A 23249-nucleotide genomic window follows, 5' to 3' on the forward strand; every position below is an offset into this window, starting at 1 on the left:
AAACTTCCCTTACACAATGTTACGTGGTGCAAAGGAGAACCCTTCAAACTCACGCTTATATTTTGATTCGCCAATTTTCTTTATTTTGGCGACGCCCATTTTGTAGTTGTAGTTACCACTGATTTGGTCAACTACCCTTGTTGTTAAAGCATTCGCTGGGTTCTTCATGTCCATCATATTACAATACAACACACCTTTTTTCGTGGCTGAGGTGACAATCGCAACGGCTTTAATCTCCGCGTAATCCAGTTGAATGTGACCATTTTTCATTAGGTTACTAAACTGAAAATCGTCTGACTCGATACCCAGAATCGTATCTTTAAAATTGGCCACCCGCTCCGAGTACACCAGTACTTCATCTCCGGCTTCTATGCCCCGTTTGTCCGCATCTTCCGGGTGTACTTCAATCCAGTTTTCAGGCCAACGATGAGTGATGTAAGGCCTGCGTTCGGTATCATCAAACCCTGACTGCCAAATCTCGTTAATACGACCATTCGAAAACCATAACTCGTCCTGTTTTGGGGTAAGCCAACGATGAAAATCACTAAACAGATCCCAAGGATGTTTTTGAAGATTGACCTTCCCCGTCTGACTATTAAATTGAGTGAGCTGTTTACGCATAATATTGGCGCCTTGAGGGCCATCTTGCAGCCCTTTATCGACCAGATCATCCCAACTCATTTCAGTGTCATGTAGGCGCTTAGTGCCAATCAGCTTTTTGGTGTCATAGTTATAAAAAACAGGCCCTTGGATTCCTTCGGTACCAAATTCAGCGAGCTTTTGATGAAGAGTTTTTCCTTCAGCATGTGCTGCGACTTTAATCATATTGAAATCTTTACGGCTACCACGGCTAAATCGTGATGACTCTTCAGCTACGTCATTTGAGTTTTGCCAATCAAACCCGTCGTACCCCATTCGCGAAGCCATTTGAGCAACAATCCACCAGTCTGGCTTAGCCTGACCCGGCGCATCAGCGAACTTTTGGTAAAGGCGTAGACGACGCTCACCATTAGCACGCATGAAATCCTCTTCCCCCCAAGTCGCGGCCGGAAAGATGATATCAGCGAATTGTTTACCAATAGGATCACGTAAATAAATATCTTGATTGATGACGACCATTCCACCGGAATCTGCACGCTTTTTGAGTGTATCTATAATGTGCTGTTTATCACGTCGCATCGCTTGGTGAGGATTACGTGTTGTTAAGTCGGTGAATTTCTCTTTCAACCCATAACTACCACACATAGCTTGAATCCATGTTGTACCAATGACATGGGCCATACGGGTATGCCCGGAATAGAGATATCTATCGGTGTCTATTGAGCGCCTGCGCCTACCTGCGACTTTTTCAGGTGACTTATTCCTTGGTAGTTTCCCACCGGCTAGTCCACCACGTTGATGCCCACCAAATCGACCAATCACACGCCCTTCTCGGCCACCAGTACCGATTATCGTTGCAAGGGAGGCGATGGCGTTGGTATTCCCTGTATTATTCGACCAATAAAAGCCCTTCTCTATACCAATTGAGGCTTTAACTCGTTGACCGTTGACTGGCATTGCCAACATCTCAGCGGCTTTGTGGATCTTCTCCACATCAATACCCGCGATCGATGCGGCATACTCAGGTGCGTACTCTTTCTGCTCCAAATTCCATTGCTTATAATCATCAAAGCCATTCGTTTGGAATTTGCCCCAAGTGGTTCTCCATTGCCATGGCGTATTACGAGTACCCTGACCAAAACCTGAGCTCGATTCCCATTTATTATTGACCCAGTTTTCAATCCACTCATTGTCTTGCCAGCCTTGCTCTAAGATCACTCGAGCAATTGCACCAATCACAAGATTATCGCTACCGGGATTGATATCGAGGTGCAATCCACCTTGAGCTTTAAGCCACGCTATTCCAGCGGTTTCACGAGGGTTCAAAATCACGGTTTTCATCCCACGATGCACCGCTGGCATAATAAACTGCGTAAAGATGATGGTTTTTGTCTCATACGGATCTGTTCCGCAGATCATCAAAGTATCTGCCGCGCCCCAATCATCATAACTTGGAGCAAAATTATCAAAACCCGCATCTCGAAACCCTGGGGTTGCAGTGACATCTGACGGCGTGTCATGAAACGAAAAATTCGCGGTATTGACATGGCGCAATGCATACTTTGTTATTGCATAGGTGTTTTCAATATACTGATAGGAATAGGTTTTTACGCAGTAACTGTTTGAACCGTGCGTATCAATCACATGACGGCCGACTTGGGCTGCTATATCCAACGCAAAATCCCATTCTACCGGTTGTAACTGACCGTTAATTCGAACAAGTGGTTGCTTCAATCGATCTTTGGTTGGTGTTTCTGGGTTATAAAGCTTTCTTGCGAGCAGTCCACCACGAACCGAAGAATCACCGCCTTTATTGACGACCTGTATGTCTTTGTCTGCCACTACAACCACATGGTGTGGTTTGCCATTATGCGAAACAATATTATGTTGCTGTGGCGAAACCCAAGCTTGCAGAGCATGAACCGGGAAATCGACACCAAATGCATTTTCACTTGCAGCAGGCCCTCCTGAAGGGCTACTCACAGGCCAACGATAGACTTTGTAACCACACGCAACAATACAATAGTCACATGCTGTTGTGATGACTTCCGCACCAGCAGGCGGCAATAAAGTACTGCTCGGTTGAAGGTATGAATGGTTTTGATTAAATTGATTGTTTGCAGGAGATTGAGTCATCTAGATTACCTCCACATCGATCAGGTTTTCCATGCGACCAAAGATCAATCCCATAACCCCGACCGCATAGATATCATCACCTTCTAGCTCCAGCAGTACTTGAGGTAAGCTCTCAAAGGCTTGACCAGAAACCATAATGCCATGACGTCGTAAATCAAATGTAGAGAGGTGGAATGGACACTGCCCGACAATGCGATGCTCCCCTGTTGCTTTATAAGCACCGGTTAAAGGCCCACCTTGATGAGTACACGTCATCGAGTACGCCACAATATCTCGCTGTAACCCTATCCCACCGCCACATTCGATGTTGGATTTAACCAGCATCGCAATCGAATTTTTTCCTTCATCTGGATATTGAAAGTGAACCGGAATGTGGTTACTGAGTTGACTTAACTTTGCGATTTTCTTACGCGGGTAACCAACAATACGACCTTCAACCTGAGTTTCAGAATCCGTTCCTGCAAATAAGGTAAGAGGAACCATAGAGACGGCAGTCGCCGCGCCGGAATAGAGTAAAAAATCACGTCGTGACATCATGCATTTGTTGTGTCGATTACTCGAATGTTGCTCTGAGTTGGCGATCATTTTTCTGCTCCAGCAAGTTCTTCTTTAGTAAATAACGGTTGGTATTCTGGAATTGTCGGCTCTTCAATAAAAATCTGTTCACCTGAAAATGCTTCGATAAAGCTCAGTAAGTTCTTTTTATCTTGCTCCGTTAAACCGAGAGGTTGAATCAAAGCAGATTTTGTCTGAGGGTAACCAGTAGTACGTCCGTCATCCGCCACACCACCTCGGTCGTAGAAATCAATCACCGCTTCTAACGTTGGAATAGTGCCATTGTGCATGTAGGGCGCAGTGTATTTTGTATAACGTAGGCTTGGCGTGCGAAACTTACCTAACATCTCTTTACGTTTTGCACGAAAGTAAGCACCGGGATCAGCCTTTGTAGTGCGGTACATCTCTTCGGAGACACCTTTAGAATAAAGCTCAAATCGAAACGTTATCTGTGCCAGTCCATCATCATTCCACCAAGGGCTTGGCGGCACGCCAATGTTGTAGAATTTCTGGTCAGAAGCCAAAGCCCCGTTGTGACAAGCTATGCAATTCGCTTTGCCCTCAAACAGTGCTTTACCCTTCAATTGGGACTCAGACAAAGCGGTTTTGTCACCGAGTAAATAGTTGTCTATTGGTGTGTCGCGTTGAATCATCGTACGTTCAAACGCGGCTATAGCACGCCAAGCGTTGTGTATTTTCGGAGTATCATCACCAAACACTCGCTTAAAACGTTCAACATACTCAGGTACTAACGCTAAACGCGCTTCCATGATGTCATCTTCACCATTACCCGCGACCGCGCCCTTCGCAGCATCTTTGGCTTGCGCTTCCAATGACATAGCGCTGCCCGCCCAGAAAAATTTGTCATAATAAGCCGCATTAATAATCGTTTGGCTATTACGCCAATGTACCGTACCCGGATATCCCATGGATAAGTCATCAGGAAAACCCCAGCCCTGAGATTGAATATGGCAACCAGCACATGGGCTAGTCGTATCGCCACTTAGCCGACCGTCATAAAATAAGATCTTTCCCAACTCAATTTTTTCGGGTGTTTGTTTATTATCCGCAGGCACAGGCACCTCCCCTAGAGGCTCAAGCTGTACCTTTGCATTAACAACATTGGGAAGCCCCGTCATCCCAATAAGAATAAAGAGTGCTGCCTTTAATACAGAGCGTTTAGTTACGAGCATTTGACCAATCCTCCGTGTATTCGTAGCCGAAGTCATAGTCTAACCATTCGTATTCTTCGCCTATAAGGGCGTCTCCAGATAACGATTCCAAAAAAGCCACCAGCGCCTTTTTTTCATAGTCCGTTAGGGAAAGCGTGGTAAGTCGAGAGTCTTTGTTTGAGTCTTCGCCACCACCTTGATTATAAAATTCAACCACATCTTCAAGCGTGGCAAGCATGCCATTGTGCATATACGGCGCAGTTTGACTGAGCTCTCGCAGCGTTGGCGTTATGAACTTACCGCGATCGCTACCATCCGCTTTATGAGTTTGAACATGCGCACCAACATCGCGCTTTAACGTTAAGTAATCTTGCACACCCATAAACATGTTGTAGGCAAGAAAAGATTGATGTCGCATGGGGTCTAAAAATATCTCATGATTTTCTGGCACTCCGGTATTGTGTGCCTTTCCGTCCGAAAACAGCGCGCCACTATGGCATTGGCTGCACCCCGCTTTGCCTGTGAACAGTTTTTCTCCCTGGCTCGCTAAGTCGCTAAGCTCACCCTTGTCAAAAGGGACGTTTTTCGAAGTCAATGTTTTTAGGTATTCAGGCAGAGCTTTGCGTACTCCGCCATTTGACGGTTCTCCAAGATTGGCCGCTTTAAACATCTCGACGTATATTGGATCTTGTTTGAGGCGTTCCTGCATCAAACGCATGTCCATATTCATCAGCCAGTCTTCAGTGATATTCTCCCGCACCACATCGTTTAGGTTGGTGCCAATACGACCATCGTGAAACCACACCTCTTTATAGGCTGTATTAATAAGTGTTGGAGCATTGCGAAATCCATCACTCCCCGTATAGGCAGGGCTCAACGGTTCAGGGTAAGAAAAACCATTAGATGGAATGTGGCAACTGGAGCACGATATCGAGTCGTCCCCGGACAAGCGCGTATCAAAAAACAGTCGTTTACCGAGTTCTGCCTTCGCCGTATTTATACTCATAGGGGGCAGAGCGGCGTATAGAGTTGCAGAGAAAAGGGCACACACTCCTACCAAGCTTTTTAGTGCGATGCTCATCGACATTCCTTCGGGGTTACTATCATCTACCCCTATTATTAACACATGAAACATTAAAGATATGATTAGGATCATACAATTAGAAATGATAAGAGTTATTATTCAAACTTGTTAATTCAGTGGTGCTTGAATATATGTCTCTAGATAAATTACTTCACAAAGTTAAACACATCTACTTGACTGGAAACCTATCCGAACAGGTATTGGCAGCACAAATATTAAGCCGTTTTCAAAACACTAAATATCTGATTATAGAAAGGTTAGAGTCCCAGAATCCTGACCTTGTTCTCACGAGTCTTGAATGCCTCGCTTTAGATAATGGAGCGCCTATTGAGCCCATCCTCAACTGCTATCAATACTGGGACGACAGCGAAATTAAATTGTCATCGTTAATGGCTATTGAGAACAACCAACACTCTCTACTCGCTGTTCCTGTATTATTAGAAGCAGTATGCGACGAAAATGACTACTGGGATGGAGGTTGGAATGACGGAGATGACATCAGCTTGATAGCTGCGCGGATTTTAGACAATCACAAACACCAACTAGATCACGAACAGTCTCTGCGTTTACTACACCGACTTCAGAATGACCCCGAGCCAGATCTAAAAGGCAAACTCATTGCTTTACTTTCTCGCCACTTCCCGACTCTGCTAAATGAAAACAACGTACTCAAAAGCACCGCTGATACTCGGATTTTTTTGAGAAACACTCAAGACAAAGTCGTATTATACAAAGCCACACAACACCCTGATATTAGCTGCCAAAAAGTGGCATTTCAGCGTCTATCTGAAATGGATTGTCGTGAATATCTGCAGGTGTTTTTAAACGGCCTGTCTCATTCAGATCCATCAATAAGAAAAAGTTCCGTACATCAATTAGCGAAATGGAATTACCTAGTAGATATAAAGCACCTTAATTTTGAATTGCTCCTATCTGGTATGCCGCTCAACTCACTCACAGGGCTACTGAGTAACAAAGATAAACTGCATGTCATTGACCAACTTCAAAATAAACCGAATGTAGCCACGTCGGTTATTCTGCTGATTTGCAGTTTGGAGAGTCAGCACAAACAGCTGCAACTTAACCACTTTATACCCATTTTCTATCAAGTGTTTTCAAAGTTGGAAGAGTCAGAACAACTCGACAGCCTAAACAGCTTATTAACTGAAACTTTCGAACAACTTAGCGTCGCCTTTATTCGTCAACAACTTCAGCAGGAAGCTTGCAGTAACTCTATCAAGCGACTGTTAATTGAACACCTTTCGAAAAACCCAAAAACTAGCCACCAAAGCTATTTAAAAGAACTCACTTTAGGGACATCAGGTATCATAGTTGCGGCTTCTTCAGTAAAAAGTAGAACAGCAACGAACATTGCCCCTATAAATGAAATGATTAGCGCGGAAATCATTGACGCTAATGCTCAACCAGCACTTATTACATCAACACTTGATGCATTAAAACAAGCTCACTCACCAGCTATCTCTACGGTCGCATCTACTTCTACTTCAGTAAAGAAGCGTTCTAACAGATCTGCAAAGATAGAGGCTCTAGAAAATCAAGCGATCGCTCTAGAGTTTTGCTCAAACAAAACATGGCTGCGCAGCCTTTGCTCTGACGACAAAATAAGTTATCTAACCAAAGCGGCGTTTTACGCCTTGATTCATGCCTTATGTAGACACAGCATAAGCTTTTCCGATGTACAAACATCACGCTTTAATCTACTCGTGTTAGAACTCTTGCTAGATGAGCAATCCGAAAATATCGGCGACATCCTCGTCTGGCTTGGCGATGATTGGATACAACAGAACCGTTTGTCACTGATGTCATCACCCTGCTTATCTTTAAGAGTCGGCTTAATAAAACACATCAATGACGAGCAACAATTATTAGAATTAATCAAACATTCGTATATCGGCATTCAGCACGCAGCGCTCAATCAACTTGCGCTTAGTGGTGTGTGTCCCCATAAGAAACTGATTGGGTTGCTTTTGGAAGAGCCGTTACTTTATCCACAGTTGGCAAACTTTGAAGCACATACTGTTTATGAAATACTTGAAAGTGAATTAGATCACCGATCCTCAACGACTCTTCAAGCCACTCTCACGTATCTTGAAACGACAAGTAATCACCCCTAACAAAGAACTCAAATTTGGTAGCAAAATCAAGCCCATTTATTTGAGGCTTTCATTTTTACTTCACTCGCAGCCGGTAAAGTTAGTAGCAACGAATTTAGCCTCGATTTGTAAGGTATTGTATGGGTTTGTCTAACAGCAACTTCTGTCACTAAACAACGCACTGCAGTTCCGTATATTGATACTTAGTATGAATAATAAGGTGTGTCATGAAAACTCTATCTTTAGCTACCTTAGCGACAGCTATCTTTCTCATTGGATGCGGTTCAAATCACAATAAATCGCTATTCAATCAGGCAAACGCAGCACCGTCAGTTGTACATGGGGTCACGATTGAAGCCGTTCCCTCTCAATTCGTTGAATACTCTCAAGCAGGCTACAACCGATATGTAGCGGTCAATGCCCCGAATGGCAAATCTATCCATATTTTGATTATGGATCGCCTGAGCGATTATCAAATAGTCAAAGCCGTCAATGTTCTCAACCACTATCTAACCCCTGTTGATGGCACTAAGTATGGGAGCACTGACTCAAAACGCGAGATTGCAAACGCGATGGCCAACAATGGCGCAATACTAAAGCTAATGAATTATTACGATGAGCCACGATACAACGATGACTTGCCCGGGCAGCCCTTGTTCGAAGAAGAGATTCAGGTTGAAGGCGGTGAATGGTATGTCCAACAAGATTATGAAGAACATCGTGACGCCTCTTATGAGGAAATACTGCATTTAGTCCATGACTATGGCATCGGGGTTTTTAACGCGCCTGAAGATGCAGTAACCGCATTACCTGAATTTCAAAAAGAATTTAATGCGATACAGAGACAAGCATTACACCATGCTTACACACCACCCCGTGATATTTTAGAAGAGTGGCAAGAAGAAGTCAGTGTTGATCAAGAGTACTTTGCCGCTGTAATTGATAGCTACTACGGGCTTTGGGGAGCATACAACGGCAAAGGTATGTGGGGGTTATACCAAGTTAAAACCCGCGACGATTTCTCAAAAGAAGACCCCGATGCACAAGCGATAGTAGAACAGATTTTCTCTCCAACCTTGACTTACGATGCATACCTTGCCGATACATTCACCGGAACATTTAAAATGAAGTATGACCCAGCGACGTCCTATACTCATCACTCTCAATATCTGACTAAACTAACGCTATCAGGTAACAATGATGCGAATATTGAGATCAACGAGCATGACAACCGCGTAACCGGAAACGCGGGGGTAAATACAGTGATCGCTCATGGCCCTAAAAGTGAATACCAAATTCATGATCTGGGGAATGGTAAATTTCAGCTAAATGATACCGTTGTTTCGCGTGACGGCTTGAACGTGTTATCCAGTATCGAAAAAGTACAGTTCACTGATCAGCTTTGGACCTTTTAACTAGCAACACTCAAAAGCCAAATCACTTTCCTAAAGACGTAAAAAAGCCCGACCATTTCTGATCGGGCTTTCTAAGTGATGGAGGCGCCTCCCGGAGTCGAACCGAGGTCCACGGATTTGCAATCCGCTGCATAGCCACTCTGCCAAGGCGCCTTCAAGTCGTGTTTTAAGAGAACGACTCTGTTGATTACTACCCAACAAGGTAACAATCAAATAGATGGTGCCCCGGGCCGGACTTGAACCGGCACAACGCGAACGTCGAGGGATTTTAAATCCCTTGTGTCTACCAATTCCACCACCAGGGCACGCAATTCTTTATTGCGATGCCGATTACTGAAAAGTAAAACACCATCTTAATGTCAAAATGAATCAACATTACAAATTTTGGAGCGATACATCGGGTTCGAACCGATGACCTCAACCTTGGCAAGGTTGCGCTCTACCAACTGAGCTAGTATCGCATTTTCATTACTCTACGAAAGAGATAATGGAGGCGCCTCCCGGAGTCGAACCGAGGTCCACGGATTTGCAATCCGCTGCATAGCCACTCTGCCAAGGCGCCTTAATAACTCCAATCGAATCGCTTATTGCCATCCTCTTGGGTACGGGATGCATTCTACGGATTCGAGCGTTTGAGTCAATATTATTTTTGTATTTTTAATTCGTTTGAATAGATTTTATACGAAACAGGCTAAATAGCTGACTTTGTGTGCAAAGCACTTTGTGGACAGGCTATTCAAAGGAGATCTATATCACATTAGATATCCACTATTGATAATTTAACCTTAGGTTAAAGATCAAAAAAGCGAGCCTCAGCTCGCTTCTTCATCAATGGTGTTTTTCGTCTAACAAATCATCTTTGGCGGCCATCAAGTATTGCGCCATTGACCAGTAAGTAAGAACGGTTGCAACATAGAGTGCAATGTAACCCACCCAAACCATCCAGTCGTCGTATCGCCAGATAAGTACCCAAAGAGCAAACATCTGAGAAACGGTTTTCACTTTACCAACCCAAGATACCGCAACGCTTGCACGTTTGCCGATTTCAGCCATCCATTCACGAAGCGCCGAGATGATAATTTCACGACCAATCATGGTCACAGCAGGAATAGTCACCCAGATCGAGTGATAATGCTCGGTAACTAAGATAAGAGCAGTAGCAACGAGCACCTTATCCGCCACGGGGTCAATAAAGGCACCAAAGCGAGACGTTTGTCCTAGTTTACGAGCCAGCATGCCATCTAGCCAGTCAGTAAAACCCGCTACCCAAAACACCATTGCAGCAGCAAAAGGAGCCCATTCATAAGGTAGGTAAAAAACAACAACGAATACTGGGATTAAAAATAGTCTCAGTAAGGACAAAATGTTAGGTATATTCAAACGCATATTATTAGGCTCTTATCAATTGCGCTTTAATGGTGCGGGATTTTTACTATTGTTTCAATGCTTGATAAATGTTTTCTGCCAAAGAATGACTAATGCCCGGCACTTTGGCTATTTCTTCGACAGTTGCACGCTTAAGTTCTTGTAAGCCACCCATATATTTCAACAAAGATTGACGACGTTTCGGTCCTACCCCTTCGATTCCTTCCAAAGCACTGGTTCGGCGAGTTTTACCTCGTTTCGCTCTGTGCCCTGCTATCGCGTGATTATGGCTTTCATCACGAATGTGCTGGATAAGGTGCAACGCTGGTGCATCGCTTGGTAAGTTAAATTCCTCACCTTCAAGAGTAACTAAGGTTTCTAAACCCGGCTTACGGGTCACACCTTTCGCGATACCCATCATTCTTGGTCGAAATGGCCAATCACCCCAATATTGAGAAACAATCTCGTGAGCGCGATTCAGTTGCCCCTTACCACCATCAATGAAGATGATGTCTGGAATTTTATCGACATCAAGTTGCTTCGAGTAACGCCTCTCAAGAGCCTGAGCCATGGCCGCATAGTCATCACCACCAGTAATCCCGGTGATGTTGTAACGACGGTATTCGGGTTTAACCGGCCCTTCTTGATTGAACACCACACAAGACGCAATTGTGCTTTCACCCATGGTATGACTGATATCGAAACATTCCATTCGTTTAATCGCATCCATCGACAACACTTCTTGAAGCTCTTTAAAGCGCTGGTTGATGGTCATCTTGTGATTAATCTTGGTGGTAATAGCCGTCAATGCATTGGTATTCGACAGTTTAAGGTAACGACCTCGAGTACCTGAAGGGTTGGTATTGAAGTGAATCTTACGACCCGCCACTTCACACAAGGCTTCTTGAATCGGTGTGATATCTTCCATCAAATCGGCATTGAGAATCAAACGAGTTGGGATGGTTCTCGCTTCATTATGCGCAAGATAATATTGGCTTAAAAAGCTCGAAAAAACCTCTTCTCGCACCGTATTGTTGGGAATTTTCGGGAAATGGCTTCTACTGCCTAAAACCTTGCCTTGGCGAATCATCAAGATATGAATACACGCTACGCCATTCTCTTGAGCAAAGCCCAACACGTCCATATCTTCCATTGAATCGTCGGATACATATTGTTGTTCTTGCACGCGTCGAATCGCTTGGATTTGGTCACGGAACGCGGCAGCTTGCTCAAAGCGAAGCTCTCGGCTTGCTGTGTCCATCTTTTCGATGAGCGTCTCAAGGACTAACTTGTCCTTCCCTTGCAAGAACAGACGAACGTAGTCGATAAGTTCACTGTACTCTTCATCAGAGATGATTGAGCTGACACATGGCGCAGCACAACGGCCAATCTGATACATCAAACACGGGCGCGTTCTGTTGGCATAAACCGTATCTTCACACTGGCGAGCAGGAAAGATTTTTTGTAGTAGGTGCAACGTCTCACGCACAGCGCCGGAATCAGGGTAAGGACCAAAGTATTCGCCCTTTTTCTTTTTAGCACCACGATGCATCGACAAACGAGGATGCTTGTGACCGCTAATAAAAATATAAGGGTACGACTTATCATCACGCAAAAGTACGTTGTATTTAGGCAAGTACTGCTTGATGTAGTTATGCTCAAGGATGAGCGCTTCTGTTTCCGTGTGCGTTACAGTGACATCGATCTTGTCAATATTGCTGACTAAAGCGCGTGTTTTTTCACTGTCGACTTTTTTACGGAAATAACTGGAAAGGCGTTTTTTGAGGTTCTTAGCTTTACCGACGTAAATAACAACAGCCTCGGCGTTATACATTCGATAAACGCCGGGCTGCTCTGTTACTGTCTTGAGGAATGAGACTGAGTCAAACAAGTTGGTCACTATACGATCTCAGTGTTAAAGGGTCTCAGTGTCTAACATTCCATGTCTAATCGCTAAATGCGTCAGCTCTACATCGCCACTGATATCCAGCTTACTGAACAAGCGGTAGCGGTAACTGTTGACTGTTTTAGGACTTAGATTGAGTTGTTCTGAAATATCCGTCACTTTCTGACCTTTGGTAATCATCATCATGATTTGAAGTTCACGTTCAGATAAGTCTGCGAATGGATTTTCAGACGCAGGCGAGAATTGGCTCAAAGCCATCTGCTGCGCAATTTCTGGCGAAATGTATCGTTGGCCACTATTAACCACTCGAATTGCATTTACCATTTCATCCGGACCTGCCCCTTTAGTAAGGTAACCAGCAGCTCCAGCTTGCATCACTTTAGTTGGAAACGGATTTTCCGTATGAACAGTTAAAACGATGATTTTAACATCAGGGTTGAAACGCAAGATTTTCTTGGTTGCTTCTAAGCCACCAATACCAGGCATATTCATATCCATCAAAATAACGTCAGTATTGTTAGTACGACACCATTTTGCAGCATCTTCACCGCTTTCAGCTTCCCCTGCTACGTTCATTCCACGGACGTCTTCAATAATACGTCGTATCCCTGTGCGAACCAGCTCGTGATCATCTACAAGGAAAACATTTATCAAACTTGTATCTCCACACTATTAATTGGCTCTGCAACCACTGTGTCATTTCATCTGTTTGAAACAATTGAACAAAGGAACAGTGAATCGCAGCATTGAGTACATCTTAACTTAATTACTAAAAAAAAGCTCTGTTGAATATGTGCTGAAACACGAACTTTAGCAAGTACTTATTAACAAATAAGCCAACTAAAACAACAAGCTTTTTCTAAAAATCAACCAGTTAAAACAACACCCAATAAAATTACACAAGATAAAGATATTTTCAATACCATTGAATAGCCATTCGCGACAATTTCACTTATTTGCTTATAGAGTCCTGTTATTTGCCTCTGTTAACTAGAATTTAGTTAGTATTTTTGCTGCCTGTTATGCGCTGAGGGTCGCTAGGTGGTAGTATTCGATTCCCAATTTCAATAGGTTACTACATTGGATATTCAGCAAGGCTTTGTACTCACAAGACAAGCAAGAGACTTTTCAGGACGCACACAAATCGACTTGTGGTTAAGCACCCCTAAAGGCCCTACGCTACTGACTATTCAAAACGAAAAGCCTGTCTTTTTTGTTGCTCAATCTGATGTTGAAGAATGTCGGGCAATCGCAGCGAAAGAGTCGATTGATTGCCAATTCAAGTCCCTAGAACTAGCCACATTTGACCAAACCCCTTTAGCCGCTTGTTACACTTCCTTATCGAGAAGCAGCTTTAGTTTAGCTCAAGCCTTTAACGGTGAAGAGATCCAAACCTTTGAAAGTGATATTCGACTGGCCGATCGTTTCTTGATGGAACGCTTTATCAAGGGCAGTATCGAATTCACAGGCACCATCACTCCAAAAAGACAGCATCGCAGAGTATCGAACACAAAATGTCGAGCTGGCGATTACTTGCCAAACTTGTCTGTGGTTTCGCTTGATATTGAGTGTTCGGAAAAAGGTGTGCTTTATTCCATCGGCCTAGACAGTCCAATGGATAGCCGAGTGATAATGATTGGCGATCCACAAGAAGCAGATACCAATATCCAATGGGTTACCAACGAGAAAGCGCTGCTTGAAGCTATGATTGCGTGGTTCTCCGAGTTTGACCCGGACATCATCATCGGTTGGAATGTCATTGATTTCGACTTTAGACTGCTGCACAAGCGTTCGGAATGGAACGAAGTGAAACTCAGTATCGGTAGAGACAATCAACCGAGCTTTTTCCGCAGTTCCGCTCAAAATCAGCAAGGTTTTATCACGATTCCAGGCCGCGTTGTCTTGGATGGTATCGATATGCTCAAGACAGCGACCTACCACTTCCGCTCTTGGTCTCTTGAATCGGTATCTCAAGAGCTACTCGGCGAAGGCAAAGACATCCATAACGTTCACGACCGCATGGATGAGATAAACCGGATGTTTAAGTTCGATAAGCCTTCGCTCGCCAAGTACAACCTTCAAGACTGCGTGCTAGTAAATCGCATCTTCGAACACACTCACCTACTCGACTTCGCGATTGAGCGCTCTCGATTAACCGGTGTTGAACTTGATCGCGTTGGCGGCTCTGTCGCTGCGTTTACTAACTTATACATGCCTCAGATACACCGAGCAGGTTACGTCGCGCCGAACTTAGAGCCTGAGAACTGGATCGCTAGCCCCGGTGGTTATGTGATGGATTCGATTCCCAACCTTTATGACTCTGTGTTGGTACTCGATTTTAAGAGCCTTTACCCATCGATCATTCGTTCTTTCTTAATTGACCCGATGGGGTTAATTGAAGGGCTAAAGTTAGAGTTAGGCTCTGAAGAAGACCAAGCAGTGGCTGGATTTCGTGGCGGTCAATTCCACCGCTCTAAGCACTTTCTACCAGAGATGATCGAAAATCTCTGGGCAGCGCGTGATGTCGCAAAGAAAAACAACGAGAAAGCTTTTTCTCAGGCGATTAAGATCATCATGAACTCTTTCTATGGCGTGCTGGGTTCTTCTGGTTGTCGTTTCTTTGATACTCGATTGGCGTCATCGATCACCATGCGTGGTCATGAGATCATGAAGCAAACCAAGGTTCTGATCGAAGATAAAGGGTATCAAGTAATTTACGGAGATACCGATTCAACTTTCGTGTCTCTTAATGGCAGTTTTGAGCAAGAACAAGCAGACGAGATTGGTCACTCTCTTGTGGCTTACATCAACGACTGGTGGACGAATCACCTGAAAGAGGTCTACAACCTCACCTCGATACTTGAATTGGAATACGAGACCCATTACCGCAAGTTTCTAATGCCGACAATTCGGGGCTCTGAGACAGGATCGAAGAAACGTTATGCAGGCTTAATCAATCAAGGTGACCAAGAGAAGATCATTTTTAAAGGCCTTGAAAGTGCACGAACCGATTGGACGCCTCTCGCACAACAGTTCCAACAAACCTTGTATGAGATGGTCTTTCACGACCAAGATCCAAGTGATTATGTTAGACAGTTTGTCGATGAAACATCCGCAGGCAAACACGATGACCTACTGGTTTATCAAAAGCGCTTGCGCCGTAAATTGCATGAATACCAGAAGAACATTCCGCCACAGGTTCGCGCAGCAAGATTAGCCGATGAGATCAATGCTCAGCTCGGTCGCCCACTTCAATACCAAAACAAAGGACGTATTGAATATTTGATTACGCTGAGTGGTCCTGAGCCCAAGGAGTACTTAAAGAGTGGCATCGATTATCAACATTACATCGACAAGCAGATTAAACCGGTCGCAGAAGCGATTTTGCCCTTCATTGGTTTAGATTTTGAAAGAGTTAGCGGGCAGCAACTAGGCCTGTTCTAGATTTAATTCTCTTTTCGAGGCGACATTAGACTCGAGATATCTATTAAAACTCGAACCGGACATCAAAACGAAAAAAGCAGAGGAGTTCTTAACTCGCTCTGCTTTTTCATATCAACGGATAGCTTACGAAGCCCTATCCGATTCGAAACTCAGTTTTCTGATACTGCTTAACCAGCCATTCACCAAAGCCATCAAGAATCCCTATTACTGAACGTTTAGGAATCGCACGCCCAGACAGCAAAATACCCAATCTTTGAATCTCGACTTCTTTCTCTGGATGATATCTCAAGAACTGTTGACCGCACTCCATAGGCGCATCGAACCAGTTCTTGTCTCGGTACATAACCAAAGAATAACAGGCTCGCAGAAGCTTCTTGGCAATAATCACCTGCGCGGCGACTTGCTGCTCTGGTGTTGTTGCTCGGGCGATCTTATTGCGATACACCGCTAACCAGTTTTCCGCATCCATATTCCAGTGCTTAGCGATTTCCCAACTTGTTTCAAAATCACCATAACAATCAGATAAGTCTTCACCATGCACGCACACAGCTAAATGCTTGAGCATAAAGCCCCACGTAAAGATGTTGTCGAAATCAACTATCTCGCTCACCAAGGTAGTTTTGATCGCCACTTGTGTGACCTGAGGGAAGCTCTTTTGGAAGCGCCATTTAATGGTATTCAGCAGCGTGGTTCGTTGGTCTGGGAAAGAACGATGAGTAACCACAACCACATCTAGATTCGAGCGACCGACAACGGCTTGCTTGCGTGCCACACTGCCATAAACATAGACACTGTGCAGATTAGAACCTAACCCACCTTTTAGAAAGGTAATCAGATCGTTAACCACAGGTTGAAATTCAGGTTGAAATGGCTGTGTTGGGTCAATAACAGGTAGCTGCATAGGTCGTTTCGGTAAATAAAATAATGATTTAACTGTCTCTCTATGATCGCTTAGGTGACTTTATGATTCAAGCTATTCCTATTTATAGCGTCTACGAGATATAATCAACGGATAGACCCAATAAGGACAAACACAAAATGCCTAGAGCAAGTGAGATTAAAAAAGGTTTTGCGATCAATGTTGATGGCAAAACAGTACTAGTAAAAGATATCGAAGTGACAACACCAGGTGGCCGTGGCGGTCAAAAGATTTACCGCTTCCGTGGTCACGATGTAGCAACTGGCGTTAAAACAGAAGTTCGCCACAAGGCTGACGAAATCGTTGAAACTATCGACGTAACTAAGCGAGCAGTAATGTTCTCTTACGTTGACGGCAACGAGTACATCTTCATGGATAACGAAGATTACTCACAGTTCATCTTCAACGGAGAAACTATCGAAGACGAACTGCTGTTCATCAACGAAGACACTCAAGGCATGTACGCTATCCTTATCGACGGCAACGCAGCAACTCTTGAGCTACCAACATCTGTTGAACTAGTTATCGAAGAGACTGACCCTTCCATCAAAGGTGCATCAGCGTCTGCTCGTACTAAGCCCGCTCGTCTTTCTACAGGTCTTACTATCCAAGTACCTGAGTACATCGCGACTGGCGATAAAGTAGTTGTAAACACTGCTGAACGTAAATACATGAACCGCGCAAGCTAAGATATTTATTATGACCGAAGCTAACGACCTAATGTCTTACGACGACGCAATTGACACTGCATACGACATCTTTCTAGAGATGGCTCCTGATAACCTTGAACCAGCAGACGTGATCCTATTCACTGCTCAGTTTGAAGATCGTGGCGCTGCAGAGCTCGTTGAAACTGGTGACGATTGGGTTGAACATGTTGGCTTTGAAGTCGACAAAGAGATCTACGCTGAAGTACGCATTGGTCTTGTAAATGAAGTTGATGATGTCTTAGATGACGTATTCGCTCGTCTGCTGATCAGCCGTGACCCTGAACACAAGTTCTGTCACATCTTGTGGAAACGCGACTAGGCTCTTCTTAAACCAGCTCAGAGTACTGAGCTGGTTTTCTTACGACTTCATAGCCTCATCACTTTACCAAACTGCAACTCTACAAAATTATGACCAAAGCAAAGACAGATACCCTATCCAAAGGCTATGCCTGTGTTGGATTAGTAAATCCCAAAACCCCTGAAAATGTTGGCTCAGTAATGCGAGCAGCTGGTTGCTACGGAGCAAACTCTGTATTTTATACTGGCACCCGTTATGACCACGCTCGACAGTTTCATACCGACACCAAAGAAAAGCATCTTGAGTTGCCTTTGATTGGTGTTGAAGATCTTAAAGATATTATTCCTGTTGGCTGCGTGCCCATCGCGGTTGATTTGATAGAAGGCGCTAAGCCTCTGCCTGATTATAAGCACCCACCTCGTGCTTTTTATATCTTCGGCCCTGAAGATGGGACTCTGAAAAAAGAGATCACGGATTTTTGTCGTGAAACCATCTACGTTCCGACTAATGGCTGCATGAACCTTGCTGCTGCGGTTAATGTTATTTTGTATGACCGCATGGCGAAGGGTGACAACTTCTCGAATCATTTGAAAGTGACCTAATATCAATCGTAGCGAGTCAGCCGAGCTGGCTAAGCACTTCTACCTGATCAAGCACTTCCACATGATTTGAACTGCGCTATATTCAAGACATAAAAAAAACCTGCTAAGTTAGCAGGTTTTTTTGTATTCGAAACGTTGGATTAAGCTTTAAGCTTAAGAACTGTAGCAACTACTGGTGTAATTACTTACGTGATCTTGGCTTAGCCGGTTTAGCCGGGCGTCCGTTGTTCAGTTTAGGCTTTTTGGTAGACTGAGGTTTGCCATTGGTCGCTGGAGCACTACGACCTGAATCAGGTGTTGTTGTACCGCGAGTTGCAGGCTTCTTACGCTTAGTCTGGTTACTACGGCCTTTAGGAGCATTTGCGCGCTCTTCGTGACGCTTAACAGCACGACGAATTTTCTGGCTACGAGAACGCTCACGCTTACGAGAAGTGTTTGCAGGATCAAGATCCAACAGAGTCTCTTTTTCTGGCTGAAGTTCAACAAGCTCACGCAAGTAGTTTACTTCTTGAAGATCTAGCTCTTTCCAACCGCCACGAGGCAGTTTCTTATCAAGGTAGATATCACCGTAACGTACACGTTTCAGACGGCTTACTGTTGTTTCTTGTGATTCCCAAAGACGACGAACCTCACGGTTACGACCTTCGTTAATTGCTACGTAGAAAGTATGGTTCATACCTTCACCGCCAGCGTAAACCACATCTTCGAAACGAGCCATACCATCTTCAAGTTGAACGCCACGAGTCACGTTCTTAACTTTTTGCTCGGTTACTTCACCAAATACACGTACTAGGTACTCACGCTCAACCTGACGGCTTGGGTGCATTAGACGGTTAGCTAGTTCACCATCGGTTGTGAACAACAGTAGGCCAGATGTGTTTGCATCAAGACGACCAACTGAAATCCAACGAGAACCACGGATCTTAGGTAGACGATCGAAAACAGTACGGCGACCTTCAGGATCGTGACGAGTACAAAGCTCACCTTCAGGTTTGTAGTAAGCAAGTACACGACAAACCACTTCTTCAGAGGCTTTGCCTGTAATAGTGTGGCCATCGATACGGATCACTGAGTTCTCGTCTTCAAGACGCTCACCCAATTTCGCAACTTGACCGTTAACACTTACACGACCAGATTTGATTAAACCTTCTAGTTCACGACGAGAACCGTGACCAGCTCGCGCTAAAACCTTCTGTAATTTTTCGCTCATTTACTCTTTTCTACCTAATTGTCGTCTTCACAGACGTCGAATGAATTTTTCGCGACCAAATCGCGGTCGCGTATTATCGCAAATAACCTGCCAAAAAGCACTTGTTATTTACTCTGGCAGGTTTGCTGTTTCGTTACAGACTGTTAATCAGTAACGCTATTATTCAAACGGTGCTGGATCACCGGCACCACGACGTAAAACAACGGCGTCATCGTCACTGAAGTCAATAACCGTGGTTGGTTGTTCACCTAAGTAGCCGCCATTCAAAATGACATCAACCGCATGCTCTAGGCTGTCACGAATTTCTTCAGGATCCGATTCAGTGGTCTCGTTACCCGGAAGAATCAGAGACGTCGACATCAATGGCTCGCCCATTGCTTCTAGAAGATCTAGGGCAATTTTGTTGTCCGGTACACGAATACCGATCGTTCTACGCTTAGCGTTCATCAAACGCTTTGGCACTTCTTTTGTTGCTTTGAAAATAAACGTGTAAGCACCTGGCGTGTGCGCCTTAAGTAAACGGAAAGCCACGTTATCTACTCGTGCATACAGTGACAACTCAGAAAGGTCACGGCATAACAAAGTGAAATTGTGCTTATCATCGATTCGACGAATTTTACAGATGCGTTCGAGTGCTTGTTTATTTTCAAGCTGACAACCCAGTGCATAACCTGAATCTGTTGGATAAACCACAACGCCGCCATTGCGAATAATCGCAACCGCTTGAGTAATTAAGCGCGCTTGTGGGTTATCTGGGTGTACATAAAAAAACTGGCTCATTGTTGATCCTCGTTATCGAATCTCTCGACTCTATCATCAGAAGGAGCTGGTTCACCTAAAGACTATTCAGATGGTGAAACCGTTTGAAACTCCCAATCTTTCCATACTTCTTCGACCCCAGAAGGTAGCCAGAGATTACGTCCAAGTTCCATCCATGGGGATGGGTAATGGAAGTCGCTGCCTTGGGAGGCTAATAGTTTGTATTGTATAGCATAATCCGCAAGTGTGCGTCTTTCTTGTTGTGCTTGCTGAGGTTGAGCCACTTCCATAGCGTCACCATTTGCTTCAACAAATGCAGCGAGAAGGCGTTTAACCCACTTGGCAGTAAGGCCATATCGCGCAGGGTGAGCTAATACCGCTTGACCACCAGCAGCATGAATAGCCGTGACAGCATCACTCATTGAGCACCATGTTGGCGGCACATAGCCTGGGTTATTGCGCGTAAGAAACTTTTTAAACACCTGCTGCATGGTTTTCGCGTAGCCATTGTCGACTAACCATTTCGCAAAGTGAGCTCGAGTAATTGGTGCATCACCTGCAATCAACTTAACCTCTTCTAACACACCTTCACGAGTCGCTTTCTCAAGACGTTGAGCAATCATCTCTGCACGTCCGACACGGTGTTGCTTCTGTTGTTCAATTAACGCTTTCAATTCTGGTGATTCAGGATCGACGTTTAACCCAACAATATGGATATCTTTGTTTTGCCAAACAGTTGAGATCTCGATGCCGTTAATCAACTGAATAGGAAGATTGTTATCAGCAATATAGCTGCGTGCTTCTGCAAGCCCATCAGTCGTATCATGATCTGTAATCGCTAACGCTTCGATGTTAAAGCCTAGCGCTCGGTCAATCAGTTCAGGTGGAGTAAGCCGGCCATCTGAGGCTGTTGTATGACTATGTAGATCAATTCTCATATATTCTTTTTCATTGTTTTCAATTTTTATCGTTATATTTGTGTCAACGCACTTGACCTGCAAGCGCAAAACTAGTTAACTAGTACGCAAATACGAAATATCACATTTGATAGGTTCACTATGTTACAAGAATTTAACCAAAACCATAAAGATAAAGTTTTAGAACTTTCTTCAGTAGAAGCAAGTTCAGAGCTTAATTGGTGGCGCACTTGGACAAGTTCTTGGTGGGCCAACGTGTACTTCTAATTAAACAGTTTGTTTATAAAAAAGTTATCACTAAGCCCGCTTTCATAGCGGGCTTTTTAATTTGTCGAACATCTCACATTCAACTGACTAACAAATCAACGAATTGACCATATTCTAGATTGGGTGAAAGGTATCTTTATGCGACTATGTACGGCAGGAAATTTAAAGAATCATAAAGGAGGTCTTGTGAACAAGGCCATTGAAATCAAAAAGCTGGGAACCATTGAGGTCATCAATTCTTCCGTTCCTTACTCGCAAGATCCAACCAGCGTTTTTCATACTCTGTGTGAAAACAAAACAGACAGTTTGCTGTTGGAATCGGCTGAGATTGAATCTAAACAGAACCTGACAAGCCTACTCCTTATCGACTCTGCTGTTCGCATCGTATGTCGCGGACATGAAGTAACCTTTCAGGCGTTGACTCAAAATGGTCAAGCGCTAATCGAACACCTAGCTCAAAACGTTAAAACAGAGATCAAATCTGACCTTGAGGATAACGTATTGACACTGACTTTTGTTGAGCCAAGTAACGAATTAGACGAAGACTCACGGTTAAGAGAAGCGTCTTCATTCGATGCACTGCGTTTGGTTCAGCATAGCTTTGAGCAAGACGCGGATAACAAACATGCGTTATTCATGGCTGGCCTATTCGCTTACGACATCGTGGCGAACTTTGAACCGCTAGGCGATGCTGAAGCGACCAACAACTGCCCTGACTTTGTTTTCTACGTTGCCGAGACTCTATTACGTTTCGACCACCAAGAAAACGAAGGCCTACTTCACGCGAGCTTGTTTGCTCAAGATGAAAGCATCAAAGCGCAATTAACAGAGCGCCTAGCCGACATTCAAACACAGTGTCAGTCATTGAAAGCCATCACAGAAGTTACGCCACTCGACAACGTTGACGCTGTACCGAGTGTTTCAGATGAAGACTTCTGCCAAACGGTTCGTGATTTAAAAGAATACGTCGTTAAAGGCGATGTATTCCAAGTGGTACCTTCACGTCGCTTTACGCTACCTTGCCCTGCTCCACTGGCGGCTTACAAAGAACTCAAGCAAAGTAACCCAAGCCCTTACATGTTCTACATGCAAGATGAGCTGTTTACTCTGTTTGGTGCTTCTCCAGAAAGCGCGCTGAAGTACGAAACTGAAACCAACCAAATCGAGATTTACCCAATTGCTGGTACTCGTCGTCGTGGTAAGCGCCCGAATGGGCAAATTGATTTCGACCTAGATAGCCGTATCGAACTTGAACTGCGTACCGACAAGAAAGAAAACGCTGAACACATGATGCTGGTCGACCTAGCACGTAACGATGTGGCACGTATTGCAGAAGCTGGCACTCGCCACGTAGCAGACTTGCTGAAAGTTGATCGCTACAGTCATGTGATGCACTTGGTTTCTCGTGTTGTTGGTCAACTACGTGAAGACTTAGATGCCCTGCACGCTTACCAAGCTTGTATGAACATGGGTACGCTAACAGGCGCACCAAAAATCCGTGCAATGCAGCTTATTCGTGACGTAGAAAAAACACGTCGTGGTAGCTACGGCGGTGCAGTTGGTTACCTAACTGGTGAAGGCACGTTAGATACTTGTATCGTGATTCGCTCTGCTTACGTTGAAGATGGCGTGGCACAAGTACAAGCGGGCGCAGGTGTGGTATTCGACTCAGACCCACAAGCAGAAGCAGATGAAACTCGCGGCAAAGCTCAAGCGGTCATCTCTGCGATTCAAGCTGCACATACTAAGAACATCTCAAATAAGAAGGAGTCGTAA

Annotated in this window: 19 protein-coding genes, 4 tRNA genes and 1 other annotated feature; of the genes, 8 read left to right on the forward strand and 15 right to left on the reverse strand. The window is 44.4% G+C overall.

The features are described 5' to 3' along the window. Positions 1-9: 9 nt before the first annotated feature. The 4 genes from AB6C75_RS08565 to AB6C75_RS08580 are packed head-to-tail and all read right to left on the reverse strand — an operon-like array spanning position 10 to position 5544. Entirely contained in the window at positions 10-2736 is a 2727-nt protein-coding gene (locus AB6C75_RS08565; RefSeq protein WP_372107569.1) for a molybdopterin-dependent oxidoreductase, read from the reverse strand. Beyond that, positions 2737-3321, reverse strand: a complete 585-nt coding sequence (locus tag AB6C75_RS08570) for an arsenate reductase (azurin) small subunit (RefSeq protein WP_372107570.1) — start codon at positions 3319-3321, stop codon at positions 2737-2739. Continuing rightward, entirely contained in the window at positions 3318-4484 is a 1167-nt protein-coding gene (locus AB6C75_RS08575; protein ID WP_372107571.1) for a cytochrome-c peroxidase, read from the reverse strand. Before AB6C75_RS08575 ends, AB6C75_RS08570 begins: the two co-directional genes overlap by 4 nt. Then, positions 4471-5544, reverse strand: coding sequence for a cytochrome-c peroxidase (locus tag AB6C75_RS08580; RefSeq protein WP_371726773.1), 1074 nt, complete (start codon positions 5542-5544; stop codon positions 4471-4473). The genes AB6C75_RS08575 and AB6C75_RS08580 overlap by 14 nt, the downstream gene beginning before the upstream one ends. A 134-nt stretch (positions 5545-5678) precedes the next feature. On the opposite strand from AB6C75_RS08580, the gene AB6C75_RS08585 reads away from it, so the two are divergent. Both AB6C75_RS08585 and AB6C75_RS08590 read left to right on the forward strand, forming a co-directional pair. Beyond that, positions 5679-7682 carry a hypothetical protein gene (locus AB6C75_RS08585; RefSeq protein WP_372107572.1) on the forward strand — a complete coding sequence of 668 codons (2004 nt, stop codon included), beginning with the start codon at positions 5679-5681 and terminating at the stop codon, positions 7680-7682. 206 nt (positions 7683-7888) lie between these two features. Then, positions 7889-9076, forward strand: coding sequence for a hypothetical protein (locus tag AB6C75_RS08590; RefSeq protein WP_372107573.1), 1188 nt, complete (start codon positions 7889-7891; stop codon positions 9074-9076). Positions 9077-9155: 79 nt separating this feature from the next. On the opposite strand, the gene AB6C75_RS08595 is transcribed toward AB6C75_RS08590, so the two are convergent. The 7 genes from AB6C75_RS08595 to uvrY form a co-directional block, all read right to left on the reverse strand. Continuing rightward, a tRNA-Cys gene (locus tag AB6C75_RS08595) sits at positions 9156-9229 on the reverse strand. Positions 9230-9294: 65 nt separating this feature from the next. Next, positions 9295-9381: transfer RNA gene (locus AB6C75_RS08600), tRNA-Leu, on the reverse strand. Positions 9382-9461: 80 nt separating this feature from the next. Then, a tRNA-Gly gene (locus tag AB6C75_RS08605) sits at positions 9462-9537 on the reverse strand. A 27-nt stretch (positions 9538-9564) separates the two neighbouring features. Beyond that, positions 9565-9638, reverse strand: a tRNA-Cys gene (locus tag AB6C75_RS08610). A gap of 266 nt (positions 9639-9904) precedes the next feature. Continuing rightward, the gene (gene pgsA, locus AB6C75_RS08615) at positions 9905-10462 is read right to left on the reverse strand and encodes a CDP-diacylglycerol--glycerol-3-phosphate 3-phosphatidyltransferase (protein WP_012604331.1); all 558 of its coding nucleotides are present in this window, start codon (positions 10460-10462) and stop codon (positions 9905-9907) included. A 46-nt stretch (positions 10463-10508) separates the two neighbouring features. Then, entirely contained in the window at positions 10509-12341 is a 1833-nt protein-coding gene (gene uvrC / locus AB6C75_RS08620) for an excinuclease ABC subunit UvrC (protein WP_141678316.1), read from the reverse strand. Positions 12342-12356: 15 nt separating this feature from the next. After that, complete coding sequence (gene uvrY / locus AB6C75_RS08625; protein ID WP_004729778.1) at positions 12357-13001, reverse strand: UvrY/SirA/GacA family response regulator transcription factor; 645 nt, start codon at positions 12999-13001, stop codon at positions 12357-12359. Between the two features lie 426 nt (positions 13002-13427). Here uvrY and AB6C75_RS08630 point away from each other — a divergent pair, with 426 nt between their 5' ends. Then, positions 13428-15791, forward strand: coding sequence for a DNA polymerase II (locus tag AB6C75_RS08630; protein ID WP_372107574.1), 2364 nt, complete (start codon positions 13428-13430; stop codon positions 15789-15791). Positions 15792-15924: 133 nt separating this feature from the next. On the opposite strand, the gene AB6C75_RS08635 is transcribed toward AB6C75_RS08630, so the two are convergent. Continuing rightward, complete coding sequence (locus AB6C75_RS08635; protein ID WP_372047563.1) at positions 15925-16692, reverse strand: nucleotidyltransferase domain-containing protein; 768 nt, start codon at positions 16690-16692, stop codon at positions 15925-15927. A 137-nt stretch (positions 16693-16829) separates the two neighbouring features. Here AB6C75_RS08635 and yeiP point away from each other — a divergent pair, with 137 nt between their 5' ends. The 3 genes from yeiP (at position 16830) to AB6C75_RS08650 (ending at position 18320) form a co-directional block, all read left to right on the forward strand. Next, entirely contained in the window at positions 16830-17399 is a 570-nt protein-coding gene (gene yeiP / locus AB6C75_RS08640) for an elongation factor P-like protein YeiP (RefSeq protein WP_372047564.1), read from the forward strand. Positions 17400-17409: 10 nt separating this feature from the next. After that, positions 17410-17739, forward strand: coding sequence for an HI1450 family dsDNA-mimic protein (locus AB6C75_RS08645; protein ID WP_372047565.1), 330 nt, complete (start codon positions 17410-17412; stop codon positions 17737-17739). An 89-nt stretch (positions 17740-17828) separates the two neighbouring features. After that, positions 17829-18320, forward strand: a complete 492-nt coding sequence (locus tag AB6C75_RS08650; protein WP_004729783.1) for an RNA methyltransferase — start codon at positions 17829-17831, stop codon at positions 18318-18320. A gap of 181 nt (positions 18321-18501) precedes the next feature. Here AB6C75_RS08650 and rluB read toward each other — a convergent pair whose 3' ends face one another. From rluB to rnm, 3 genes are all read right to left on the reverse strand, one after another. Further along, positions 18502-19530 (reverse strand): 23S rRNA pseudouridine(2605) synthase RluB, encoded by a 1029-nt coding sequence (rluB, locus tag AB6C75_RS08655; protein ID WP_017104066.1) that lies wholly within the window; start codon positions 19528-19530, stop codon positions 18502-18504. A 159-nt stretch (positions 19531-19689) separates the two neighbouring features. After that, positions 19690-20310, reverse strand: a complete 621-nt coding sequence (locus AB6C75_RS08660; protein ID WP_371727286.1) for an L-threonylcarbamoyladenylate synthase — start codon at positions 20308-20310, stop codon at positions 19690-19692. A 62-nt stretch (positions 20311-20372) separates the two neighbouring features. Continuing rightward, a complete protein-coding gene (gene rnm, locus AB6C75_RS08665; RefSeq protein WP_009848752.1) occupies positions 20373-21227 on the reverse strand; it encodes an RNase RNM in 855 nt (284 codons plus the stop codon). A gap of 120 nt (positions 21228-21347) precedes the next feature. On the opposite strand from rnm, the gene AB6C75_RS08670 reads away from it, so the two are divergent. Together AB6C75_RS08670 and AB6C75_RS08675 are read left to right on the forward strand one after the other, a co-directional pair. After that, positions 21348-21473 carry a trp operon leader peptide gene (locus tag AB6C75_RS08670; protein ID WP_009848753.1) on the forward strand — a complete coding sequence of 42 codons (126 nt, stop codon included), beginning with the start codon at positions 21348-21350 and terminating at the stop codon, positions 21471-21473. Beyond that, positions 21420-21534, forward strand: a sequence feature (Trp leader region). (Overlaps the previous gene by 54 nt.) Before the next feature lie 125 nt (positions 21535-21659). Further along, positions 21660-23249 carry an anthranilate synthase component 1 gene (locus AB6C75_RS08675; RefSeq protein WP_372047566.1) on the forward strand — a complete coding sequence of 530 codons (1590 nt, stop codon included), beginning with the start codon at positions 21660-21662 and terminating at the stop codon, positions 23247-23249.

Origin of the sequence: Vibrio sp. 10N.237.312.B06 (assembly GCF_041464685.1) — a bacterium.
Lineage (GTDB): Bacteria > Pseudomonadota > Gammaproteobacteria > Enterobacterales > Vibrionaceae > Vibrio > Vibrio tasmaniensis_A.

What these genes read in the sequence shown, in the direction of transcription:
- AB6C75_RS08565 (WP_372107569.1), bottom strand. Translation starts at nt 2,736, where the DNA reads ATGACTCAATCTCCTGCAAACAATCAATTTAATCAAAACCATTCATAC.
- AB6C75_RS08570 (WP_372107570.1), bottom strand. Translation starts at nt 3,321, where the DNA reads ATGATCGCCAACTCAGAGCAACATTCGAGTAATCGACACAACAAATGC.
- AB6C75_RS08575 (WP_372107571.1), bottom strand. Translation starts at nt 4,484, where the DNA reads ATGCTCGTAACTAAACGCTCTGTATTAAAGGCAGCACTCTTTATTCTT.
- AB6C75_RS08580 (WP_371726773.1), bottom strand. Translation starts at nt 5,544, where the DNA reads ATGAGCATCGCACTAAAAAGCTTGGTAGGAGTGTGTGCCCTTTTCTCT.
- AB6C75_RS08585 (WP_372107572.1), top strand. Translation starts at nt 5,679, where the DNA reads ATGTCTCTAGATAAATTACTTCACAAAGTTAAACACATCTACTTGACT.
- AB6C75_RS08590 (WP_372107573.1), top strand. Translation starts at nt 7,889, where the DNA reads ATGAAAACTCTATCTTTAGCTACCTTAGCGACAGCTATCTTTCTCATT.
- pgsA (WP_012604331.1), bottom strand. Translation starts at nt 10,462, where the DNA reads ATGCGTTTGAATATACCTAACATTTTGTCCTTACTGAGACTATTTTTA.
- AB6C75_RS08635 (WP_372047563.1), bottom strand. Translation starts at nt 16,692, where the DNA reads ATGCAGCTACCTGTTATTGACCCAACACAGCCATTTCAACCTGAATTT.
- yeiP (WP_372047564.1), top strand. Translation starts at nt 16,830, where the DNA reads ATGCCTAGAGCAAGTGAGATTAAAAAAGGTTTTGCGATCAATGTTGAT.
- AB6C75_RS08645 (WP_372047565.1), top strand. Translation starts at nt 17,410, where the DNA reads ATGACCGAAGCTAACGACCTAATGTCTTACGACGACGCAATTGACACT.
- AB6C75_RS08650 (WP_004729783.1), top strand. Translation starts at nt 17,829, where the DNA reads ATGACCAAAGCAAAGACAGATACCCTATCCAAAGGCTATGCCTGTGTT.
- rluB (WP_017104066.1), bottom strand. Translation starts at nt 19,530, where the DNA reads ATGAGCGAAAAATTACAGAAGGTTTTAGCGCGAGCTGGTCACGGTTCT.
- AB6C75_RS08660 (WP_371727286.1), bottom strand. Translation starts at nt 20,310, where the DNA reads ATGAGCCAGTTTTTTTATGTACACCCAGATAACCCACAAGCGCGCTTA.
- rnm (WP_009848752.1), bottom strand. Translation starts at nt 21,227, where the DNA reads ATGAGAATTGATCTACATAGTCATACAACAGCCTCAGATGGCCGGCTT.
- AB6C75_RS08670 (WP_009848753.1), top strand. Translation starts at nt 21,348, where the DNA reads ATGTTACAAGAATTTAACCAAAACCATAAAGATAAAGTTTTAGAACTT.